Genomic DNA, 19,092 nt, shown 5'->3' with positions numbered 1-19,092 from the left:
AAACCGGGCGTGGACGCACCGATAACCCGACACGGGAAGGATTAGTGCAGGGTTTCATCAATCGGGACACAAGGGCACATCGGATCTTGATGAATGGGCGGTGCGCGCACAAGTCGGTCCCGCTGTCGACCCTCCGTCACGTGGCGAACGTCACACCGTGAAATTGATTGAGGAGTACCGGAATTCGGCCATCCGCCCCGTTATGAATGGCCACCGGACTGTCGCTCGCATTTACCACAGGGAACCGCCGGGCCTTTCCCCGCCATTCGGTACCGCACGCTGAGTGACACGGCGGGACACGCTCGGTGGACTTTTCAGCGCATTTCCGTCATCAGGCGGTGCAGAAAGGGCAGGTCGACCTCTTCCAGGGAACTCACCACGGTGCGGCGGGCTGCCGGGGCGATGGGCGCGACCGAGGGGACGGCGACCACCTGGCAGCCCGCGGCCTCGGCGGAGGCGACACCGGTCGAGGTGTCCTCGATGACGGCACATCGCGCCGGTTCGGCCCCGAGCCGCGCGGCCGCGAGCAGATACGGGTCGGGGAACGGCTTGGTCCGCTCCACCTCGTCGCCCGCGACGGTCAGCGCGAAGAAGTGCGAGCCGATCGCGCCCAGGACACGGTCGATGATCCGCCGGTGCGAGGCGGAGACCAGCGCGGTGGGGATCTCGTGCGCCGCGAGCTCGGCGAGGAGCCTGGCCGCGCCCGGCATCAGCGGCAGCGAGTGGCCGATGCGCTCCTCGAACCCGTCGTTGAGCAGCACGGACAGCTCGGGGAGCGCGATGTCGGCACCGGTGGCCTCGATGAGGAAGCCCGCGCTGCGGGTCATCGGACCGCCGACCACCACATGGCGCCAGGAGTCGTCCAGCGCGTGTCCGAGGGCCCTGAAGACCTCGACCTCCACGTCCCACCAGAAGCCCTCGGTGTCCACCAGGGTTCCGTCCATGTCGAGGAGCACGGCCTGCAGGGCTGAGCCTTCGGCCGTACGAGTTCCGAGCGCGGGGACCGTACTGGTCATCCTGGCGCACCTCCTTGAGGGACGATCAGGCCGGTCGCCCCCTTTTGCGCCAGGGGACAACCGGCCTGCGATGGACCGACAAGTGTACGACTTATCCGATCAGTGTGCGTGACGGCGCGGACCGCGGCGCGTCGGAGCCCTCACCGTGCGTTGAAGTACTTCGCCTCCGGGTGGTGGATCACGATCGCGTCGGTCGACTGCTCCGGGTGGAGCTGGAACTCCTCGGAGAGGTGGACGCCGATGCGCTCGGGCTCCAGGAGCTGCGCGATCTTCGCCCGGTCCTCCAGGTTGGGGCAGGCGCCGTAGCCGAGCGAGAAGCGTGCGCCGCGGTACTTCAGGGCGAACATGTCTTCGACGTCGGAGGGGTCCTCCCCCGCGAAGCCCAGCTCCGAGCGCACCCGCGCGTGCCAGTACTCGGCGAGTGCCTCGGCCAGCTGTACGGAGAGGCCGTGCAGTTCGAGGTAGTCGCGGTAGGCGTTGGACTCGAAGAGCTTGGCGGTCTCCTCGCCGATCCGGGAGCCGACGGTGACGACCTGGAGGCCGACCACGTCGGTCTCCCCCGACTCCTCGGGGCGGAAGAAGTCGGCCAGGCACAGCCGGCGGCCCCGGCGCTGGCGGGGGAAGGTGAAGCGGGTCCGCTCGTTGCCCCGCTCGTCCAGGATGATCAGGTCGTCGTCCTTGGAGACGCACGGGAAGTAGCCGTAGACCACGGCCGCTTCCAGCAGGTTGTCGGTCTGGAGCCGGTCCAGCAGTCCGCGCAGCCGCGGCCGGCCCTCGGTCTCGACCAGTTCCTCGTACGTCGGCCCGTCGCCGGCACGGGCCTGCTTGAGACCCCACTGGCCCTTGAACAGGGCGCCCTCGTCCAGCCAGGAGGCGTACTCCTTGAGCTGGATGCCCTTGATCACGCGGGTGCCGGTGAAGGGCGGCTTCGGAACGGGGTTGGTGACGGAGACGTCGGAGCGGACGTGGCCCTCTTCCGGGCGCTCCTCGACGACCACGTCCGCGGCGGCCCGCACCCGGCGCTGCTTGAGTTCAGGCAGCACCGCTCCGGGCACCCCGCGCTTGACGCCGATCAGCGCGTCCATCAGGCGCAGGCCCTCGAAGGCGTCGCGGGCGTAGCGGACCTCGCCCTGGTAGATCTCGTACAGGTCCTGTTCGACGTAGGCCCGGGTCAGGGCCGCTCCGCCGAGGATGACCGGGTAGTCCGCGGACAGGCCCCGCTGGTTCAGCTCCTCCAGGTTCTCCTTCATGATCACCGTGGACTTGACCAGGAGCCCTGACATGCCGATGACGTCGGCCCTGTGCTCCTGGGCGGCGTCCAGGATCGCGGAGACCGGCTGCTTGATGCCGAGGTTGACGACGTTGTAGCCGTTGTTGGACAGGATGATGTCGACGAGGTTCTTGCCGATGTCGTGGACGTCGCCGCGCACGGTGGCGAGCACGATGGTGCCCTTGCCCTCCGAGTCCGACTTCTCCATGTGGGGTTCGAGGTAGGCGACGGCCGTCTTCATGACCTCGGCGGACTGGAGCACGAACGGCAGCTGCATCTGGCCGGAACCGAACAGCTCGCCGACCACCTTCATGCCGTCCAGCAGGGTCTCGTTGACGATGTCGAGGGCGGGGCGGTCCTGGAGGGCCTCGGCGAGGTCGGCCTCCAGACCGTTCTTCTCGCCGTCGATGATCCGCCGCTTCAGCCGCTCGTCCAGGGGCAGCGCGGCCAGTTCCTCGGCCTTGCCCGCCTTGAGCGACTTGGTGGTGGCGCCCTCGAACAGCGCCATCAGCTTCTGCAGCGGGTCGTAGCCCTCGGCCCGGCGGTCGTGGATGAGGTCGAGAGCGGTGGTGACCTCCTCCTCGCTGAAGCGGGCGATGGGCAGGATCTTGGAGGCGTGGACGATCGCCGAGTCCAGGCCCGCCTTGACGCACTCGTCCAGGAAGACCGAGTTGAGCAGGATGCGGGCGGCCGGGTTCAGGCCGAAGGAGATGTTGGAGAGGCCGAGCGTGGTCTGGACGTCCGGGCGGCGGCGCTTGAGCTCGCGGATCGCCTCGATCGTCGCGATGCCGTCCTTGCGGGACTCCTCCTGGCCGGTGCAGATCGTGAAGGTCAGCGTGTCGATGAGGATGTCGGACTCGTGGATGCCCCAGTTGCCCGTGAGGTCCTCGATGAGCCGTTCGGCGATGGCGACCTTGGTCTCGACGGTACGGGCCTGGCCCTCCTCGTCGATGGTCAGCGCGATCAGCGCGGCGCCGTGCTCCTGCGCCAGTCGGGTGACCTTCGCGAACCGGGACTCGGGGCCGTCGCCGTCCTCGTAGTTGACGGAGTTGAGGACTGCGCGGCCGCCGAGGCGCTCCAGGCCCGCACGCAGGACCTCGACCTCGGTGGAGTCGAGCACGATGGGCAGCGTGGAGGCGGTGGCGAAGCGGCCGGCCAGCTCGTCCATGTCGGCGACGCCGTCCCGGCCGACGTAGTCGACGCACAGGTCGAGCATGTGCGCGCCCTCGCGGATCTGGTCGCGGGCCATCTCCACACAGTCGTCCCAGCGGGCCTCCAGCATGGCGTCGCGGAACTTCTTCGAGCCGTTGGCGTTGGTGCGCTCGCCGATCGCCATGTACGCGGTGTCCTGGCGGAACGAGACCGTCTGGTAGAGGGAGGCGGCACCGGGCTCGGGCTGCGGGCTGCGCTCGGGGGGCGTGACACCGTTCACCCGCTCGACCACTTGGCGCAGGTGCTCGGGTGTCGTACCGCAGCAGCCGCCGATCAGGGAGAGGCCGTAGTCCCGTACGAAGTTCTCCTGGGCGTCGGCCAGTCCTTCCGCGTCGAGCGGGAAGTGGGCGCCGTTCTTCGTCAGGACCGGCAGACCGGCGTTCGGCATGCACAGCAGGGGGATGCGGGAGTGGCGGGTGAGGTAGCGCAGGTGCTCGCTCATCTCGGCGGGGCCGGTCGAGCAGTTCAGGCCGATCATGTCGATGCCGAGCGGCTCCAGCGCGGTCAGCGCGGCGCCGATCTCGGAGCCCAGCAGCATGGTGCCGGTGGTCTCGAAGGCCATCGAGACGAGCAGGGGTACCCGGACGCCGGTCGCCTCCATCGCGCGGTGCGCGCCGAGCACGGAGGACTTCGTCTGCAGCAGGTCCTGGGTGGTCTCGACGATCAGCGCGTCGGCGCCGCCCGCGAGCAGGCCCTCGGCGTTGGCCTGGAAGCCGTCGCGCAGGGTGCCGTAGGAGACGTGGCCGAGCGTCGGCAGTTTCGTGCCGGGGCCGATCGAGCCGAGGACCCAGCGCTGGCGGCCGTCGCGGGCGCCGAACGCGTCGGCGACCTCGCGGGCGATCCTGGCCCCGGCCTCGGAGAGCTCGTGGACGCGCTCGGCGATGTCGTACTCGGCCATCGCGGAGTGGTTCGCCCCGAAGGTGTTCGTCTCGACGCAGTCGACGCCGACCTCGAAGTACGCCTCGTGGACGGAGCGCACGATGTCGGGGCGGGTGATGTTGAGGATCTCGTTGCAGCCCTCGAGGTTCTCGAAGTCCTCGAGCGTGGGGTCCTGCTCCTGAAGCATCGTGCCCATCGCGCCGTCGGCGACCACGACACGGGTGGCGAGCGCTTCTCGGAGTGCGTCGGTTCGCTTCCGGCCCTCTGAGAGACCGGACGAAAGGGACGGGTTCGGCAACGAGGCCATGAAGGTGCTCCCTGGAGTGCGACGGCTGTCGGCTTTGCGCTTCCCATGGAAGGCGCACGCCGTCAGGGTAGCCCGGAGCACCGCCGATCAGTCGTGGGCGTCCACGAGCCGGACGGGCGTGGCGTGGGTGTCGGTGGTGTGGAGACGGACGGAACGTGGGGCGACCACCCATTGGCGGGAGCTCGGTGACGACCGGTAGTGTTCGACATTGCCGAACGGCAGCGGGCAGTCGCACGCCGGCGGTCGAAGGGGACGGAGGCAGCACGGCGATGGCACGGAACATCCAGTCGCTCGAACGGGCAGCGGCGATGCTGCGGCTGCTGGCGGGCGGCGAGCGACAGCTCGGCCTGTCGGACATCGCCTCCTCGCTGGGCCTGGCCAAGGGAACCGCCCACGGCATCCTGCGCACCCTCCAGCAGGAGGGGTTCGTCGAGCAGGACACGGCTTCCGGGCGCTACCAGTTGGGCGCCGAGCTGCTGCGCCTCGGCACCACCTATCTCGACGTGCACGAACTGCGGGCGCGTGCCCTGGTGTGGACCGACGACCTGGCCCGTTCCAGCGGCGAGAGCGTCTATCTGGGGGTGCTGCACCAGCAGGGCGTACTGATCGTGCACCACGTCTTCCGGCCCGACGACAGCCGTCAGGTGCTGGAGGTGGGGGCGATGCAGCCGCTGCACTCCACAGCCCTGGGCAAGGTGCTGTCGGCATACGACCCGGTGGCGCACAGCGAGGTCCTGGAGGTCGAGCGCAAGGCGTTCACACCGCGGACGATCAGCGAGCTGGACGAGTTCGAGGGCGTCCTCGACGTGACCCGCGCGCGCGGGTACGCGGACGACGTCGAGGAGACCTGGACGGGTGTCGCCTCGGTGGCCGCCCCGATCCACAACCGGCGGCGGATGCCGGTCGGCGCGGTGGGCATCACCGGGGCCGTGGAGCGGGTGTGCAAGGACGGTGAGCTGCGCCCGGACCTGATCGCCGCCGTACGGGACTGCGCCCGCGCGGTGTCGCGGGACCTGGGTGCCGGGCGGTTCTGACGCGAACGCCGTTCGCCGGGCCGTTCCGACGCATACGGCGTTCACCAGGCGGTTCTGACGGGTACGGCGCCCACCGGGCGGTTCCGAAGCACACAGGTCCCGGGTTCGAGCGGGACGGGGTCCGAGGTTCACAGGAGACAAGGCCGGGAAGCGGAATGCTTCCCGGCCTCCTTCGTATGCCCTCGGACCAGCGACGACGCACCGATAGCACACAGCGATCAATAACGATCGTGTTTTCGATAACCGAGCCCTTGACGAGCTGGTTACGCGAGAGCAAGACTCCCGTCCATCGGTCGACATTGTCGAACACCTACCGGTAATACGCGTTAGAGTGTGGCAATGCCAGGGCCGAGACCGCTCTCACTCCCCGAGAGCACGAACCACCGGTGGGACCCGGGGTTCGGCTTCCCCTGGACGAAGGACAAAGGAGTCGCGGGTGTCCAGCTCCGACATCTTCATCGGCGAGACCATCGGTACCGCCGTTCTCATCCTGCTGGGCGGTGGCGTGTGCGCCGCCGTCACGCTGAAGGCCTCCAAGGCGCGGGGCGCCGGATGGCTCGCCATCGCCTTCGGGTGGGGCTTCGCGGTCATGACCGCGGTCTACATCTCGGCGCCGCTCTCCGGCGCGCACCTCAACCCGGCCGTGACGCTCGCGCTCGCGATCAAGGACAACGACTACAGCAACCTCGCCACCTACTGGGGCGGGCAGCTGCTCGGCGCCATGATCGGTGCGGCGCTGGTCTGGGTCGCCTACTACGGCCAGTTCCTCGCGCACCTCACCGACCGCGAGATCGTCGGCGGTCCGGGTGCGCAGGCCACCAGGACCAAGGCCGTCGAGGCCCAGGAGACCGGTGCGGGCCCGGTCCTCGGCGTCTTCTCCACCGGCCCCGAGATCCGGAACATCGCGCAGAACCTCGCCACCGAGATCATCGGCACCGTCGTCCTGATCCTCGCGATCCTCACGCAGGGCCTGAACGACAACGGCAACGGCCTGGGCACCCTGGGCGCCCTGATCACCGCCTTCGTGGTGGTGAGCATCGGTCTCTCGCTCGGCGGCCCCACCGGCTACGCGATCAACCCGGCCCGTGACCTCGGTCCGCGCATCGTGCACGCCCTGCTCCCGCTGCCCAACAAGGGTGGTTCGGACTGGAGCTACGCCTGGATACCGGTCGTCGGTCCGCTCATCGGCGGCGCGATCGCAGCAGGCATATACAACGTCGCCTTCGCTTAGGAGCCCCCGCTCCAGCACGCTTGGAAGCCGCGCCCCAAGAGCCGCGAGCCGCACAGCACCGCTTTGAAGCACCGCGCCGTAGACAGCCCCTATCCGACGGACACCAGGAGCACACCGTGACCGACGCACACACCGCCGGCCCCTTCATCGCCGCGATCGACCAGGGCACAACCTCGTCCCGCTGCATCGTCTTCGACCGCGACGGACGCATCGTCTCCGTCGACCAGAAGGAGCACGAGCAGATCTTCCCGAAGCCGGGCTGGGTCGAGCACGACGCCGCCGAGATCTGGACCAACGTCCAGGAAGTCGTCGCCGGAGCCATCTCGAAGGCCGGCATCACCCGCGACGACATCAAGGCCATCGGCATCACCAACCAGCGTGAGACCACGCTGCTGTGGGACAAGAACACCGGCGAGCCCGTCCACAACGCCCTCGTCTGGCAGGACACCCGCACCGACTCCCTCTGCCGGGAACTCGGCCGCAACGTCGGCCAGGACCGCTTCCGCCGCGAGACCGGCCTGCCTCTCGCGTCGTACTTCGCCGGCCCCAAGGCCCGCTGGCTCCTCGACAACGTCGAGGGGCTGCGGGAGCGCGCCGAGGCCGGGGACATCCTCTTCGGCACCATGGACACCTGGGTCATCTGGAACCTGACCGGCGGTGTCGACGGCGGCAAGCACGTCACCGACGTCACCAACGCCTCCCGCACCATGCTGATGAACCTGCACACCCTGGCGTGGGACGAGAAGATCGCCGAGTCCATCGGCGTCCCGCTCGCGATGCTGCCCGAGATCCGCTCCTCCGCCGAGGTCTACGGCGAGGTCACCGGCGGCCCGCTCGGCGACCTGCTCGGCGGCATCCCGGTCGCCTCCGCGCTCGGCGACCAGCAGGCGGCCCTGTTCGGCCAGACCTGTTTCTCCGAGGGCGAGGCCAAGTCCACCTACGGCACCGGCACGTTCATGCTGATGAACACCGGTGACAAGATCATCAACTCGTACTCGGGCCTGCTGACCACGGTCGGCTACCGGATCGGCGACCAGGAGCCGGTCTACGCCCTGGAAGGCTCCATCGCGGTCACCGGCTCGCTGGTGCAGTGGATGCGCGACCAGATGGGCCTGATCAAGTCCGCCGCCGAGATCGAGACACTCGCGTCCTCGGTCGAGGACAACGGCGGCGCGTACTTCGTGCCGGCCTTCTCCGGTCTGTTCGCCCCGTACTGGCGTCCCGACGCCCGCGGTGTGATCGCCGGCCTGACCCGGTACGTCACCAAGGCGCACATCGCGCGCGCCGTCCTGGAGGCCACCGCCTGGCAGACCCGTGAGATCAGCGACGCCATGACCAAGGACTCCGGCGTCGAGCTCACGGCGCTCAAGGTCGACGGCGGCATGACCTCCAACAACCTGCTGATGCAGACCCTGGCCGACGTCCTGGACGCCCCCGTGGTGCGCCCGATGGTCGCCGAGACCACCTGCCTCGGCGCCGCCTACGCCGCCGGCCTCGCCGTCGGCTTCTGGACCAACACCGAGGACCTGCGCGCCAACTGGCGCCGGGCCGCGGAATGGACCCCCAACATGGACGCGGACGTCCGCGACCGTGAGTACAAGAGCTGGCTCAAGGCCGTCGAGCGGACCATGGGCTGGATCGAAGACGAGAACTGACGAGGAGTAAGAACCCGCAATGACCAGCCAGCCCACCCTGCAGTCCGTGCCTGCCCTCGGCACGCACCCGGCCTCCGGCTCCAACCCGAGCCGCGCCGAGGCCCGGGAGCAGCTCTCCAAGGCAACGTACGACCTCCTCGTCATCGGCGGCGGCATCCTGGGCATCTCCACCGCCTGGCACGCCGCGCAGTCCGGGCTGCGGGTGGCGCTGGTCGACGCCGGCGACTTCGCCGGCGCCACCTCCTCCGCCTCCTCCAAACTTCTCCACGGCGGTCTGCGCTACCTGCAGACCGGCGCGGTGAAACTGGTGGCGGAGAACCACTTCGAGCGCCGTGCGGTCTCCCGCCAGGTGGCCCCCCACCTGGCGAACCCGCTCACGTTCTACCTCCCCGTGTACAAGGGCGGGCCGCACGGCGCGGCGAAGCTCGGAGCGGGCGTCTTCGCCTACTCCGCCCTGTCGGCCTTCGGTGACGGCGTGGGCCATCTGCTCAGCCCCTCCAAGGCCGCGCAGGACGTGCCCGAGCTGCGCACCGACAACCTCAAGGCCGTGGCCGTGTACGGCGACGACCAGATGAACGACTCCCGGATGGCTCTCATGACGGTCCGCGCGGCCGTCGAGTCGGGAGCCGCCGTCCTGAACCACGCCGAGGTCACGGGCCTGCGCTTCACCCGGGGCCGGGTGACCGGCGCGGAGCTGCGGGACCGGCTGTCCGGCGACGAGTTCGGCGTGAACGCCCGGCTCGTGCTGAACGCGACCGGCCCGTGGGTCGACCACCTGCGCAAGCTGGAGGACCCGGACGCGGCTCCCTCCATACGCCTGTCCAAGGGCGCGCACCTGGTCCTGAAGCGCACCTCCCCCTGGAAGGCCGCGCTGGCCACCCCGATCGACAAGTACCGCATCACCTTCGCGCTCCCGTGGGAGGACATGCTCCTGCTCGGCACCACCGACGAGGAGTACGAGGGCGACCCGGCGGACGTCTCGGTCACCGAGAAGGACACGGCCCAGATACTCGACGAGGCCGCGTTCTCCATACGCGACCAGCAGCTCTCGCGTGATCTGATCACGTACTCCTTCGCCGGTCTGCGGGTGCTGCCGGGCGGCCCCGGCGACACGTCGAAGGCCAAGCGCGAGACGGTCGTCACGGAGGGCCGGGGCGGCATGTTGTCCGTCGCGGGCGGCAAGTGGACCACCTTCCGGCACATCGGCCGTACGGTCATGAAGAAGCTGGAGGCGCTGCCGGGCCACCCGCTGGGCGAGGACTTCGAGCCGATCTCCGAACTGCCGAAGAGGATGCCGCTCCCCGGCGTCGCCAACCCGCGCGCGGTCGCCCACCGTCTGCTGGTGGACGGCCCGGCGCCCGGCCCGCGTATGGCCGCCGACACGGCCCGGCATCTGGCCACCCACTACGGCTCGCTGGCCTTCGACATCGCCCGGCTGGCCAACGAGAACCCGGCGCTCGGCGAGCGCGTCCACCCGGACGCCCCGGAGATCTGGGCGCAGGTCGTGTACGCCCGGGACAACGAGTGGGCCGAGACGGCGGACGACGTGCTGCGCCGCCGTACGACGCTGACGATCCGCGGTCTCGCCACGGACGACGTCCGCGGCAAGGTGCAGGACGTGCTCGACAACAAGTAGGCGCGCACGGTCGGGTGAGGGGCGGCTCCCACGGGGGGGTGCCGCCCCTCACGCGCGTGCCACCCCTCACGCCCACGTACGTATCGGCACCGCGCGGTCTGCCGGACGCCCCCGTTCAGCCTGCTGGACCTCATAATGTCCCCCGAGACATCGGATGTCTGAGGGACATTCCGAGCGACAGGGAGGTCCCGCCATGGCAGTCACCGACGAGGCGATCGAGAAGATCAAGGCGCTGATCGTCTCCGGCGCGCTGCGTCCCGGCGACCGGCTCCCCAAGGAGAACGAACTGGCGGCCGAACTCGGGCTGTCCCGCAACTCCTTGCGGGAAGCGGTCCGCGCCCTGTCCCTCATCCGCATCCTGGACGTGCGCCAGGGCGACGGCACGTATGTCACGAGCCTGGACCCGCAACTCCTCCTCGAAGCAATGGGTTTCGTCGTCGACTTCCACCGCGACGACACAGTTCTGGAGTTCCTCGCCGTGCGGCGCATCCTGGAGCCGGCGGCCACGGCGATGGCGGCCGCCCGCATCAGCGAGCAGCAACTGGACGCGCTCACCGCCCAGTTGGACGGACTCGGTCCGGACCCGTCCGTGGCGGAACTCGTCGCCTGCGATCTGGACTTCCACCGGGGCATCGCGTCGGCCTCGGGCAATTCGGTGCTGTGCTCCCTGCTGGAGAGCCTGTCCGGACCCACCACCCGGGCCCGCGTCCGGCGGGGTCCGGCCCAGGAGGACGCGGCCGGCCGCACCCTGCGCGAGCATCGCGCCATCCTGTCCGCCCTGCGCGACCGGGACGCCGAGGCGGCCCGGTCCTGGGCGACCGTGCACATCGCGAGTGCGGAGCAGTGGATCAGATCCACGCTCTAGCTCATGGGACATCGGATCTCTCCCGGTCATCCGACCTGTGGTGCGGGCCCGCGGCAACGTCCCCGGTCCCCGGGCAGGTTGGCCAGGGACACCTCGGACGACTGCGCGGCGGCCCGGGGTCGCGGGGCGCGCGTGTTTCCGGGCCCTCGACGGGGCAGTGATCCGTTCACTCCCCCGTGCAAGGGGGCTGCGGAGGCCCCCTCGGCACGCCGTAAGGTTGAGGCGTACGCGAGGGCACATCGGAAGGAGGCGCTGGGTGATCGAGCTGGAGGGGGTTCCCGAGCTGATCGACCCAGTCATGGTGGCCGCGTTCGAAGGCTGGAACGACGCCGGCGACGCCGCCTCCGCCGCGGTCGCGCATCTCGACAGGGAATGGAAGGGCGAGGTGTTCGCGGCGCTGGACGCCGAGGACTACTACGATTTCCAGGTGAACCGTCCCACCGTGTGGCTGGACGGTGGCGTACGCAAGATCACCTGGCCGACCACGCGTCTGTCGGTGGTCAGGATCGGCGGCGAGAAGCCGCGCGATCTCGTGCTGGTCCGGGGCATCGAGCCTTCGATGCGCTGGCGCTCGTTCTGCAACGAACTGCTCGGTTTCGCGCACGAGCTGGGCGTTGAGCTGGTGGTGATCCTGGGCGCACTGCTCGGCGACACCCCGCACACCCGTCCGGTGCCGGTCAGCGGAGTCACCTCCGACTCCGACCTGGCCCGCACGATGGACCTGGAGGAGACCAAGTACGAGGGCCCCACGGGCATCGTCGGCATCCTCCAGGAGGCGTGCACGCACGCGGGCGTACCGGCCGTGTCGCTGTGGGCGGCCGTACCGCACTACGTGTCGCAGCCGCCCAACCCGAAGGCGACGCTGGCTCTGCTCAACCGCCTGGAGGACCTCATCGACCTGCGCATTCCGCTGGGCGAGCTGCCCGAGGACGCGCGAGCGTGGCAGCTGGGCGTGGACCAGCTGGCCGCCGAGGACAGCGAGGTCGCCGAGTATGTGCAGACGCTGGAGGAGGCCCGGGACACCGCCGAGCTGCCGGAGGCGTCCGGCGAGGCGATCGCCCGCGAGTTCGAGCGCTATCTGCGCCGCAGGGACGGCGGCGGTCCGACGGCGGGGGCCGGCGGCCACGCGACGGAGAGCGGCGAGCCGGCCTCGTACCTCCGCGACACTCCCGGCGGCCGCACCCGGCCGCCGCTGACGCAGCGCCCCGAGTCCGACACCGGGCAGGACGCCGGGTCGGACGAGGAGTCGTACAACGAATCGGAGCGGGGCGAGGCCGCCGACGGCCCCGACACGGAGGCCCAGGACCGCGAGCCCGGCTCCAAGGGCTCAAAGGGACCCAAGAACCCTTCGGATACCTCGAAGGACACCTCGGGCACGTCGAAGGCGCCCGGCACGCCGGACTCCACGGATACGTCGGACCCCTCGGACGCGGCGGATTCCTCCGATCCCTCCGGCACGTCGGACTCCTCCGAGGACTGAGTTCCGGGGACTGACTTTCGGGGGCCCATTCCGAGGGACCCTCCACCCTGACCGATCCGGAAGGGGCGGCACGCGCGACGCGTGCCGCCCCTTCCGGCCGTCGGGGCCGATGCCCGACCCCGGTCCATCACGCCCACGGCGGTGCTGTCCGGTCGCGCTCCCGCCAGTCAACGGCCTTTGTCGCCCCACCACATGACATGCGCCTCCGTAGCCTTTGGCGTGAATTCGGCGTGACATCTGTTTCAGGACGGATTGCACAGGTTTCCCAATTCAACTTGTTTTCAAACCAAGTTGCCGAAGACGGGGTGGACGGGACGCCGTGGGCGTGCCAGGTTGTGCCCCGAGGGCGCCGCCCGGCAACGGGACAGGGCGCAAGGCGCCGACCGGAGGACAGCACACGGCACGGCGTACGACACACGCAACGAACGGCACACGCAGGGACCGGCACCCCAGGGATCGAAGGGAGCGGTACGCGATGACCGACCAGGTACAGCCGGCGCAGGGCCCGGGAACGTCCGGGCCGGGGCCCGACGGAGCGGGATTCACCTACCGAGGAGCCGAGCAGGAGCTGATCGTCGTCGCACGACCGGAGGCCCGGCTGCGTGCACGGGCCGAGGGCGTCCGGTCGGCGGCAGGCGCCGACGTCTCGGCCCTCAACATGTTCCTCAGTGACGAACAGCTCGCTCTGGAGCCGCTGTTCGGCAGCGAGGAACGGCTTCAGCAGTCCGCGGCGACGGGCACCGGGGGTGGGCCCGACCTCGCGCTCTTCTACCGGGTGCGCGGCGTGGAGAGCCGCGCCCAGGAACTTCGCGCACGGATCGCCGCACTGCCGGAGATCGACACGGCGTATGTGAAGCCCGGGGCCGTTCCCGCCTCGCGGGGATCGGCACCCTGGACCGGGCAGAGCGCCGACGACAGCCAGCGGCTGAAGGAAGGGGCGCCCGTCACCCCCGACTTCACCAGCCGGCAGGGCTACTTGCGCCCGGCGCCCGAGGGCGTCGACGCGTACTGGGCCTGGCAGCGGCCGGGCGGTTCGGGCCAGAGCGTCACCGTGATCGACGTGGAGGGCGCCTGGCAGCTCGGGCACGAGGACCTGGCGTCGAAGCTCGCCGGCGTCGTCGTCGGCACGCCTCACACGGACCTCGCCTGGCGCAACCACGGCACCGCCGCCATCGGCGTGATCGGCGGCGACCGAAATGAGCACGGGATCACCGGAATCGCGCCGGACGCCGTGACCGCGGCCGCGTCCTTCCAGGGCATCGGAACGGCCGCGGCGATCCACGCCGCGGCGGAACGGCTGAGCCCCGGCGACATCATCCTGGTCGAACTGCAGGCCCCGGGGCCCCGGTTCGACTTCGAGGAGCGCGACAGCCAAGCGGGCTACATAGCGCTCGAATGGTGGCCCGACAACTTCGCGGCCATCCAGTACGCGACCGCCCGGGGCATCCTCGTGGTGGCGGCCGCCGGCAACGGCGGCGAGTCGCTCGACGACGCGCTGTACGAGCGACGCCCCGCGGAGTTCCCCGAGTGGTGGCGCAACCCCTTCAACCCCTCCAACCAGTCCTCCGGGGCGATCCTGGTCGGCGCGGGCGCACCGCCGCCCGGCACGCACGGCCGCGACCACGGCCCGGACCGTTCACGGCTCGCGTTCTCCAACTACGGGGCACGCGTGGACGCACAGGGCTGGGGACGCGAGGTCACGACCACCGGCGGCTTCTGGGACCGGCCCGGCGATCTGCAGGGCGGCGCCGAGGAGATCGCCTGGTACACGGACACGTTCTCCGGGACCTCTTCCGCCTCCCCGGTGGTGGTCGGCGCACTGGCCGCGCTGCAGGGCATGCTCCAGGCGGCGGGCCAGGCACCGATGTCCTCGGAGCGTGCGCGCGCGGTGCTGCGGGCCACGGGTTCCCCGCAGCAGGACGCACAGGGCCGGCCCGCGTCCCAGCGGATCGGCAACCGGCCGGACATCAAGGCGGCGGTCACCCATCTGCTGCCGGAGGCGGTCGGCTCGGGCCAGGCCGAACGGTACTGGGACGAGCTGCTGCCGTATCCGCGCGAACTCCCGCCGAGGCTCCGGCTGTACGTGTCCGGTGCCTGGCGCAACCTCAACAACCCGTCCCCCGAGATCCGTCAGGCGGTGCACACCGCCTTCGCGGGGGGACGGCCCGACGTACGGGTCTGGTTCTCGGACGACGAGATCGTCGGCCTGGTCGTCACGGGCTGAGGACCCGGTCCTCCCCGACCGCGACGGACCACAACAGATCACAACGGGCAGCAACAGACCGAAACGGAACGCAACCAACCATTGATGGAAGGTGGCACCGCGCATGAGCACGATCCCGCAGATGAGCCAGCAGGGACAGCAGCAGTACCCGAGCACGTCGCCCTACCAGCAGCAGGGCATCGGCCAACAGCAGCCGTTCGGGCCGCAGATGCAGCAGCCCTTCGGCCGGCACGAGACCGGTCAGCAGGTTCCGCAGCACCTGCAGCAGCAGCTCCAGCAGCTCGGTCAGCAGCAGCCGTTCCAGCAACTGCTCCAGCAACTCGGCGGTCAGCAGCAGATCCAGCAGCTCGGCGGTCAGCAGCAGCACCAGCAGATCCAGCAGGGCGAGCCGCTGATCCTGCAGAGCGCCGTCGAGACCCGGGCCCTGGCCATCGGCATGGCCCAGCACTTCCAGGACGTCGTCACCGCGCTCCCCGGCCAGCCGCAGGCCCTCTACCTGTTCATCGACAACGGCTGGCGCAGGCTGGTCAACCCCAACCAGGTGACCCACGACGTGGTCCAGAAGGCCTTCGCCTACGGGCAGCAGGTCTACGGGATCTACGACACCGGCACCGGTGCCGTCCAGTCCGTCATCGTGACCAAGTAGGGACGGGAGTTCCAGCGACGTAGAGAGTGCCGGGCGGAAATTCTCCGCCCGGCACTCGTATGTCCCGCCGCTCCCCGTGGAGTGCGGCGGAACGAGGTACTACAGGGCGACCCCGAGGAGCGCGTCGACGGCCCGCGAGACGATGCCCGGGGCACCCTCGTCCGTACCGCCGGTCTCGTGCTGGAGCGCGGCCCAGCGGTCGACGGCGGCGAGCGCGACCGGTGCGTCCAGGTCCTCGGCGAGCGCGGCGCGGATCTCCTCGACGAGCGCGTCGGCGGACGGCCCGTCGGGCCGGGACACCGCGGCCCGCCAGTTCTCCAGGCGCGCGACGGCCCCTTCGAGGACGGTGTCCGTCCACTCCCAGTCGGACCGGTAGTGGTGCGCGAGCAGCGCGAGACGGATGGCGGCCGGGTCGACCCCGTCGCGCCGCAGCCGGGACACGAAGACGAGGTTGCCCTTGGACTTCGACATCTTCTCGCCGTGCAGCGCGACCATGCCGGCGTGGACGTACGCCTTGGCCATCGGGAACTCGCCGGTCAGCACCTGGGCGTGCGAGGCGCCCATCTCGTGGTGCGGGAAGGCGAGGTCGGAACCGCCGCCCTGGACGTCGAAGCCCATGCCCAGGTGGTCGAGGGCGATGGCGACGCACTCGATGTGCCAGCCGGGGCGGCCGCGGCCCAGTGAGCCGCCGTCCCAGCTCGGCTCGCCCTCACGGGCGGCCATCCACAGCATGGGGTCGAGGGGGTTCTTCTTGCCGGCCCGGTCCGGGTCGCCGCCGCGCTCCGCGGAGAGCAGGCGCATCGTGGCGGCGTCCAGGTTGGACACCTTGCCGAAGTCAGGGTCGGCCTCGACGGAGAAGTAGACATCGCCTTCGAGTTCGTACGCCGCTCCGGCGTCCCGCAGCCGCTCGACGAGCGGCACGATGCCGGGTATCGCCTCGACGGCGCCTATGTAGTGGCGCGGCGGCAGCATCCGCAGAGCGGTCATGTCCTCGCGGAAGAGGGCGGTCTCCTTCTCGGCGAGTCCCACCCAGTCGACGCCGTCGCGCTCGGCCCGCTCCAGCAGCGGGTCGTCGACGTCCGTCACGTTCTGGACGTAGTGAACCTGCCGCTTGGTGTCGAGCCACACGCGCTGCACGAGGTCGAACGCGTTGTAGGTCGCCGCGTGTCCCATGTGGGTGGCGTCGTACGGCGTGATGCCGCAGACGTAGATACGGGCGACGGGACCGGGGTCGAGGGTGACGAGCCCCCCGGTCGCGGTGTCGTGGATCCGGAGGTCGCGGCCCTCACCAGGCAGGGCGGGGACCTCAGAAGCGGGCCAGGCATACATGTCATGAGACTAACCGGACGGGACTTCCGCATACGAACCGGGCAGCACCTCATGGCCGGGAAGCTCCCCTTGCGCGGCTCCCCGCCCGGTGCGGACGCGCCGCCGCCCTACACCGGAGGCCAGGGAATCGCGGGCCAGTCCCCGCTCGGTTCCGGGTGTTTTCCGGAGCCGAGCATCGCTTCGACCCGCGCGCGTGTGGCGTCGATCTCGACGGCGGTGACGAGTTCGGCCAAGCGGGTGGCCAGCGGTGCGCCCGGCGCCAGGGCGTCGCGCAGGGAGGCGAGGACGTCCAGCGCCTCGGCCGTCAGTGGTTCCCCCGCCCAGCCCCACAGCAGCGTGCGCAGCTTGTCCTCGGCGTTGAAGGTGACCCCGTGGTCGATGGCGTAGAGGCGGCCCTCCTGCGCGGGCAGCAGATGGCCGCCCTTGCGGTCGGCGTTGTTGATGACGGCGTCGAGGACGGCGAGCCGCCGCAGCCGGGTGTCGTCGGCGTGCACGAGCAGGGCCGTCCGGCCCTCGCCGACCTCGGCGAAGCCGATCGCCTTCCAGCCCTCGGCCGGCTCCTCGCCCTCCACGAGCGCGAGGAGCCCGTCCCCGTTGTTCTCGGCGGACGCCTCGATCCACAGCTGGCACATGCCCTCGCCGTACGGCCCGTCGCGCAGCACGGTGGTGGGGACGAGCCCCCAGCCGGTCGCCTCGGAGACCTCGTACGCCGCGACCTCGCGCTGGGCGAGCGTGCCGTCGGGGAAGTCCCACAGCGGCCGCTCCCCGGCGACGGGTTTGTAGACGCAGAACGCCTCGCGGCCGTCGTACGACACGGAGCAGTACAGCACCGCGTTCGAGGCCTCGCGGATCCGTCCGCGTACCTTCAGCTCGCCCCGGGCGAGCAGCTCGGCGGTCGTCACGCTCCGCGGCGGTATCCGTTCTGGCGCGGACATACGTGTCCTTCCGGGTCGAGCGGGAGGCTGCACAGCGGGCAGGGTGGCCGGCCGGCGTTGACGACGTCGAGAGCGCGCTTGGCGAAGGCCCTGGCCTGCGCGCCGGTGAGCCGGACCCGGAGCATCGGCGGGCCGTTCTCCTCGTCCTGGAGCAGCCGCTCCTCGGCCTCGGCGAGGTCCTCGTCGGACTCCGCCTCGACTTCCACGAGTGCCTGTGCCTCGACGATCATGCGCTGTTCGTCACCGTCCCAGGCCAGCGCCATGGTGCCGACCCGGAACTCCTCCTCCACGGGTGTGTCGAGGGGCGCGGTGTCGGACACCTCGGTGGGGGCCATCGCCGGGACGGGGGCGCTGCCCCCGGTGCGCCGGACGACCTCGTCGAGGAGCTCGTCCATCCGCTCGGCGAGCGCGGCGACCTGGGTCTTCTCCAGGGCCACACTCGTCACCCGGGGGCCTGAGGATGCCTGCAGGAAGAAGGTACGGCGTCCGGGCAACCCGACCGTACCGGCCACGAAGCGGTCCGGGGGGTCGTAGAGGAACACCTGACGGGACACGTCCTGTCTCCATTGAATCGGCATGGGGGCCGGCTGACCGCGTCGGCCCGCATCGGCTGAGAACGGGTTGACAACTGCTGTGCTGGTTCGACCGCTTCACCCTACTGCGGCCGACGATCACGGTGCGCCCGCACCGCCCCCGACCGGAGCGTCGCCGCTCGGGGGTTCCTCGTGCGGCGCCAGGGACGCGAAATCACCGGTGTCCCCGAGACGCACGAGAAAGGGCCTCAGCCGGGTGTAACGGATCGCTGTGATGGAACACGGTTCGACAGAGATCCGTTGGAAGAGGTCGAGATGAAGTCCGAGTGCGTCGGCGACGAGCGACTTGATGATGTCGCCGTGCGAGCACATGAGGTAGACCGCGTCGGCGCCGTGGTCGCGCTCCACGCGCGCGTTCCACTCGCGTACGGCCTCGGCGGCCCGGGTCTGCATGGCCCGCATCGATTCGCCGCCCGGGAACGCGGCCGCGGACGGGTGCGCCTGGACGACGTCCATCAGCGGCTCGTCCTTGAGCTCGGCGAGCTTGCGGCCCGACCAGTCGCCGTAGTGGGCCTCCCCGATACGCTCCTCGGTGTGCGCGGAGACCTCGGGGCGGGCCTCCAGCAGCGGCCGGACGGTCTCCTGGCAGCGCTGGAGCGGGCTCGTGACGATCTCGGCGATCGGCAGCCCGGCGAGCCGGCCGGGCAGCGCCGAGGCCTGCTGGTTGCCGCGCTCGTCGAGGGCGACGCCGGGGGTCCAGCCGGCGAGCAGTCCCGCGGTGTTGGCGGTGGAGCGTCCGTGCCGGACGAGGATCAGGGTGGGCATGCGGCCCAGCGTAAA

General features: G+C 70.3%; 14 protein-coding genes. 8 read left to right on the top strand and 6 right to left on the bottom strand.

Going from position 1 to position 19,092, the window contains the following annotated elements; all coding sequences use genetic code 11:
* Window positions 1-314: 314 nt before the first annotated feature.
* Together ACFYR3_RS10900 and metH are read right to left on the bottom strand one after the other, a co-directional pair.
* Window positions 315-1,016, bottom strand: coding sequence for an HAD family phosphatase (locus ACFYR3_RS10900; protein WP_355839864.1), 702 nt, complete (start codon window positions 1,014-1,016; stop codon window positions 315-317).
* A gap of 140 nt (window positions 1,017-1,156) precedes the next feature.
* Window positions 1,157-4,684, bottom strand: a complete 3,528-nt coding sequence (gene metH / locus ACFYR3_RS10895; protein WP_355839866.1) for a methionine synthase — start codon at window positions 4,682-4,684, stop codon at window positions 1,157-1,159.
* 269 nt (window positions 4,685-4,953) lie between these two features.
* On the opposite strand from metH, the gene ACFYR3_RS10890 reads away from it, so the two are divergent.
* The 8 genes from ACFYR3_RS10890 to ACFYR3_RS10855 all read left to right on the top strand — a co-directional run bounded on the left by ACFYR3_RS10890 (window position 4,954) and on the right by ACFYR3_RS10855 (window position 15,455).
* The gene (locus ACFYR3_RS10890) at window positions 4,954-5,718 is read left to right on the top strand and encodes an IclR family transcriptional regulator (protein ID WP_355839868.1); all 765 of its coding nucleotides are present in this window, start codon (window positions 4,954-4,956) and stop codon (window positions 5,716-5,718) included.
* 436 nt (window positions 5,719-6,154) lie between these two features.
* The gene (locus tag ACFYR3_RS10885) at window positions 6,155-6,949 is read left to right on the top strand and encodes an MIP/aquaporin family protein (protein ID WP_355839870.1); all 795 of its coding nucleotides are present in this window, start codon (window positions 6,155-6,157) and stop codon (window positions 6,947-6,949) included.
* A gap of 116 nt (window positions 6,950-7,065) precedes the next feature.
* Window positions 7,066-8,604 (top strand): glycerol kinase GlpK, encoded by a 1,539-nt coding sequence (gene glpK, locus ACFYR3_RS10880; RefSeq protein WP_355839872.1) that lies wholly within the window; start codon window positions 7,066-7,068, stop codon window positions 8,602-8,604.
* Window positions 8,605-8,623: 19 nt separating this feature from the next.
* The gene (locus tag ACFYR3_RS10875; protein ID WP_355839873.1) at window positions 8,624-10,240 is read left to right on the top strand and encodes a glycerol-3-phosphate dehydrogenase/oxidase; all 1,617 of its coding nucleotides are present in this window, start codon (window positions 8,624-8,626) and stop codon (window positions 10,238-10,240) included.
* Between the two features lie 193 nt (window positions 10,241-10,433).
* Entirely contained in the window at window positions 10,434-11,105 is a 672-nt protein-coding gene (locus ACFYR3_RS10870; RefSeq protein WP_389282484.1) for a FadR/GntR family transcriptional regulator, read from the top strand.
* A 256-nt stretch (window positions 11,106-11,361) separates the two neighbouring features.
* Entirely contained in the window at window positions 11,362-12,585 is a 1,224-nt protein-coding gene (locus ACFYR3_RS10865; protein WP_355839877.1) for a PAC2 family protein, read from the top strand.
* 475 nt (window positions 12,586-13,060) lie between these two features.
* Window positions 13,061-14,809 carry a S8 family peptidase gene (locus tag ACFYR3_RS10860; RefSeq protein WP_355839879.1) on the top strand — a complete coding sequence of 583 codons (1,749 nt, stop codon included), beginning with the start codon at window positions 13,061-13,063 and terminating at the stop codon, window positions 14,807-14,809.
* A 103-nt stretch (window positions 14,810-14,912) separates the two neighbouring features.
* Window positions 14,913-15,455 (top strand): hypothetical protein, encoded by a 543-nt coding sequence (locus ACFYR3_RS10855; RefSeq protein WP_389282481.1) that lies wholly within the window; start codon window positions 14,913-14,915, stop codon window positions 15,453-15,455.
* A 99-nt stretch (window positions 15,456-15,554) separates the two neighbouring features.
* Here ACFYR3_RS10855 and mshC read toward each other — a convergent pair whose 3' ends face one another.
* The 4 genes from mshC to ACFYR3_RS10835 all read right to left on the bottom strand — a co-directional run bounded on the left by mshC (window position 15,555) and on the right by ACFYR3_RS10835 (window position 19,077).
* Entirely contained in the window at window positions 15,555-16,784 is a 1,230-nt protein-coding gene (gene mshC / locus ACFYR3_RS10850) for a cysteine--1-D-myo-inosityl 2-amino-2-deoxy-alpha-D-glucopyranoside ligase (protein WP_355839883.1), read from the bottom strand.
* 107 nt (window positions 16,785-16,891) lie between these two features.
* Window positions 16,892-17,719, bottom strand: coding sequence for an SCO1664 family protein (locus ACFYR3_RS10845; protein WP_355839885.1), 828 nt, complete (start codon window positions 17,717-17,719; stop codon window positions 16,892-16,894).
* Window positions 17,683-18,273, bottom strand: a complete 591-nt coding sequence (locus ACFYR3_RS10840; RefSeq protein ID WP_355839887.1) for a DUF3090 domain-containing protein — start codon at window positions 18,271-18,273, stop codon at window positions 17,683-17,685. Before ACFYR3_RS10840 ends, ACFYR3_RS10845 begins: the two co-directional genes overlap by 37 nt.
* A gap of 117 nt (window positions 18,274-18,390) precedes the next feature.
* A complete protein-coding gene (locus ACFYR3_RS10835) occupies window positions 18,391-19,077 on the bottom strand; it encodes a histidine phosphatase family protein (RefSeq protein ID WP_355839889.1) in 687 nt (228 codons plus the stop codon).
* Window positions 19,078-19,092 lie beyond the last annotated feature (15 nt).

This window comes from Streptomyces sp. NPDC005784 (genome assembly GCF_042871525.1).
In the GTDB taxonomy this organism is placed as follows: Bacteria; Actinomycetota; Actinomycetes; order Streptomycetales; family Streptomycetaceae; genus Streptomyces.
This window is presented reverse-complemented; position numbering and strand designations above follow the sequence as displayed.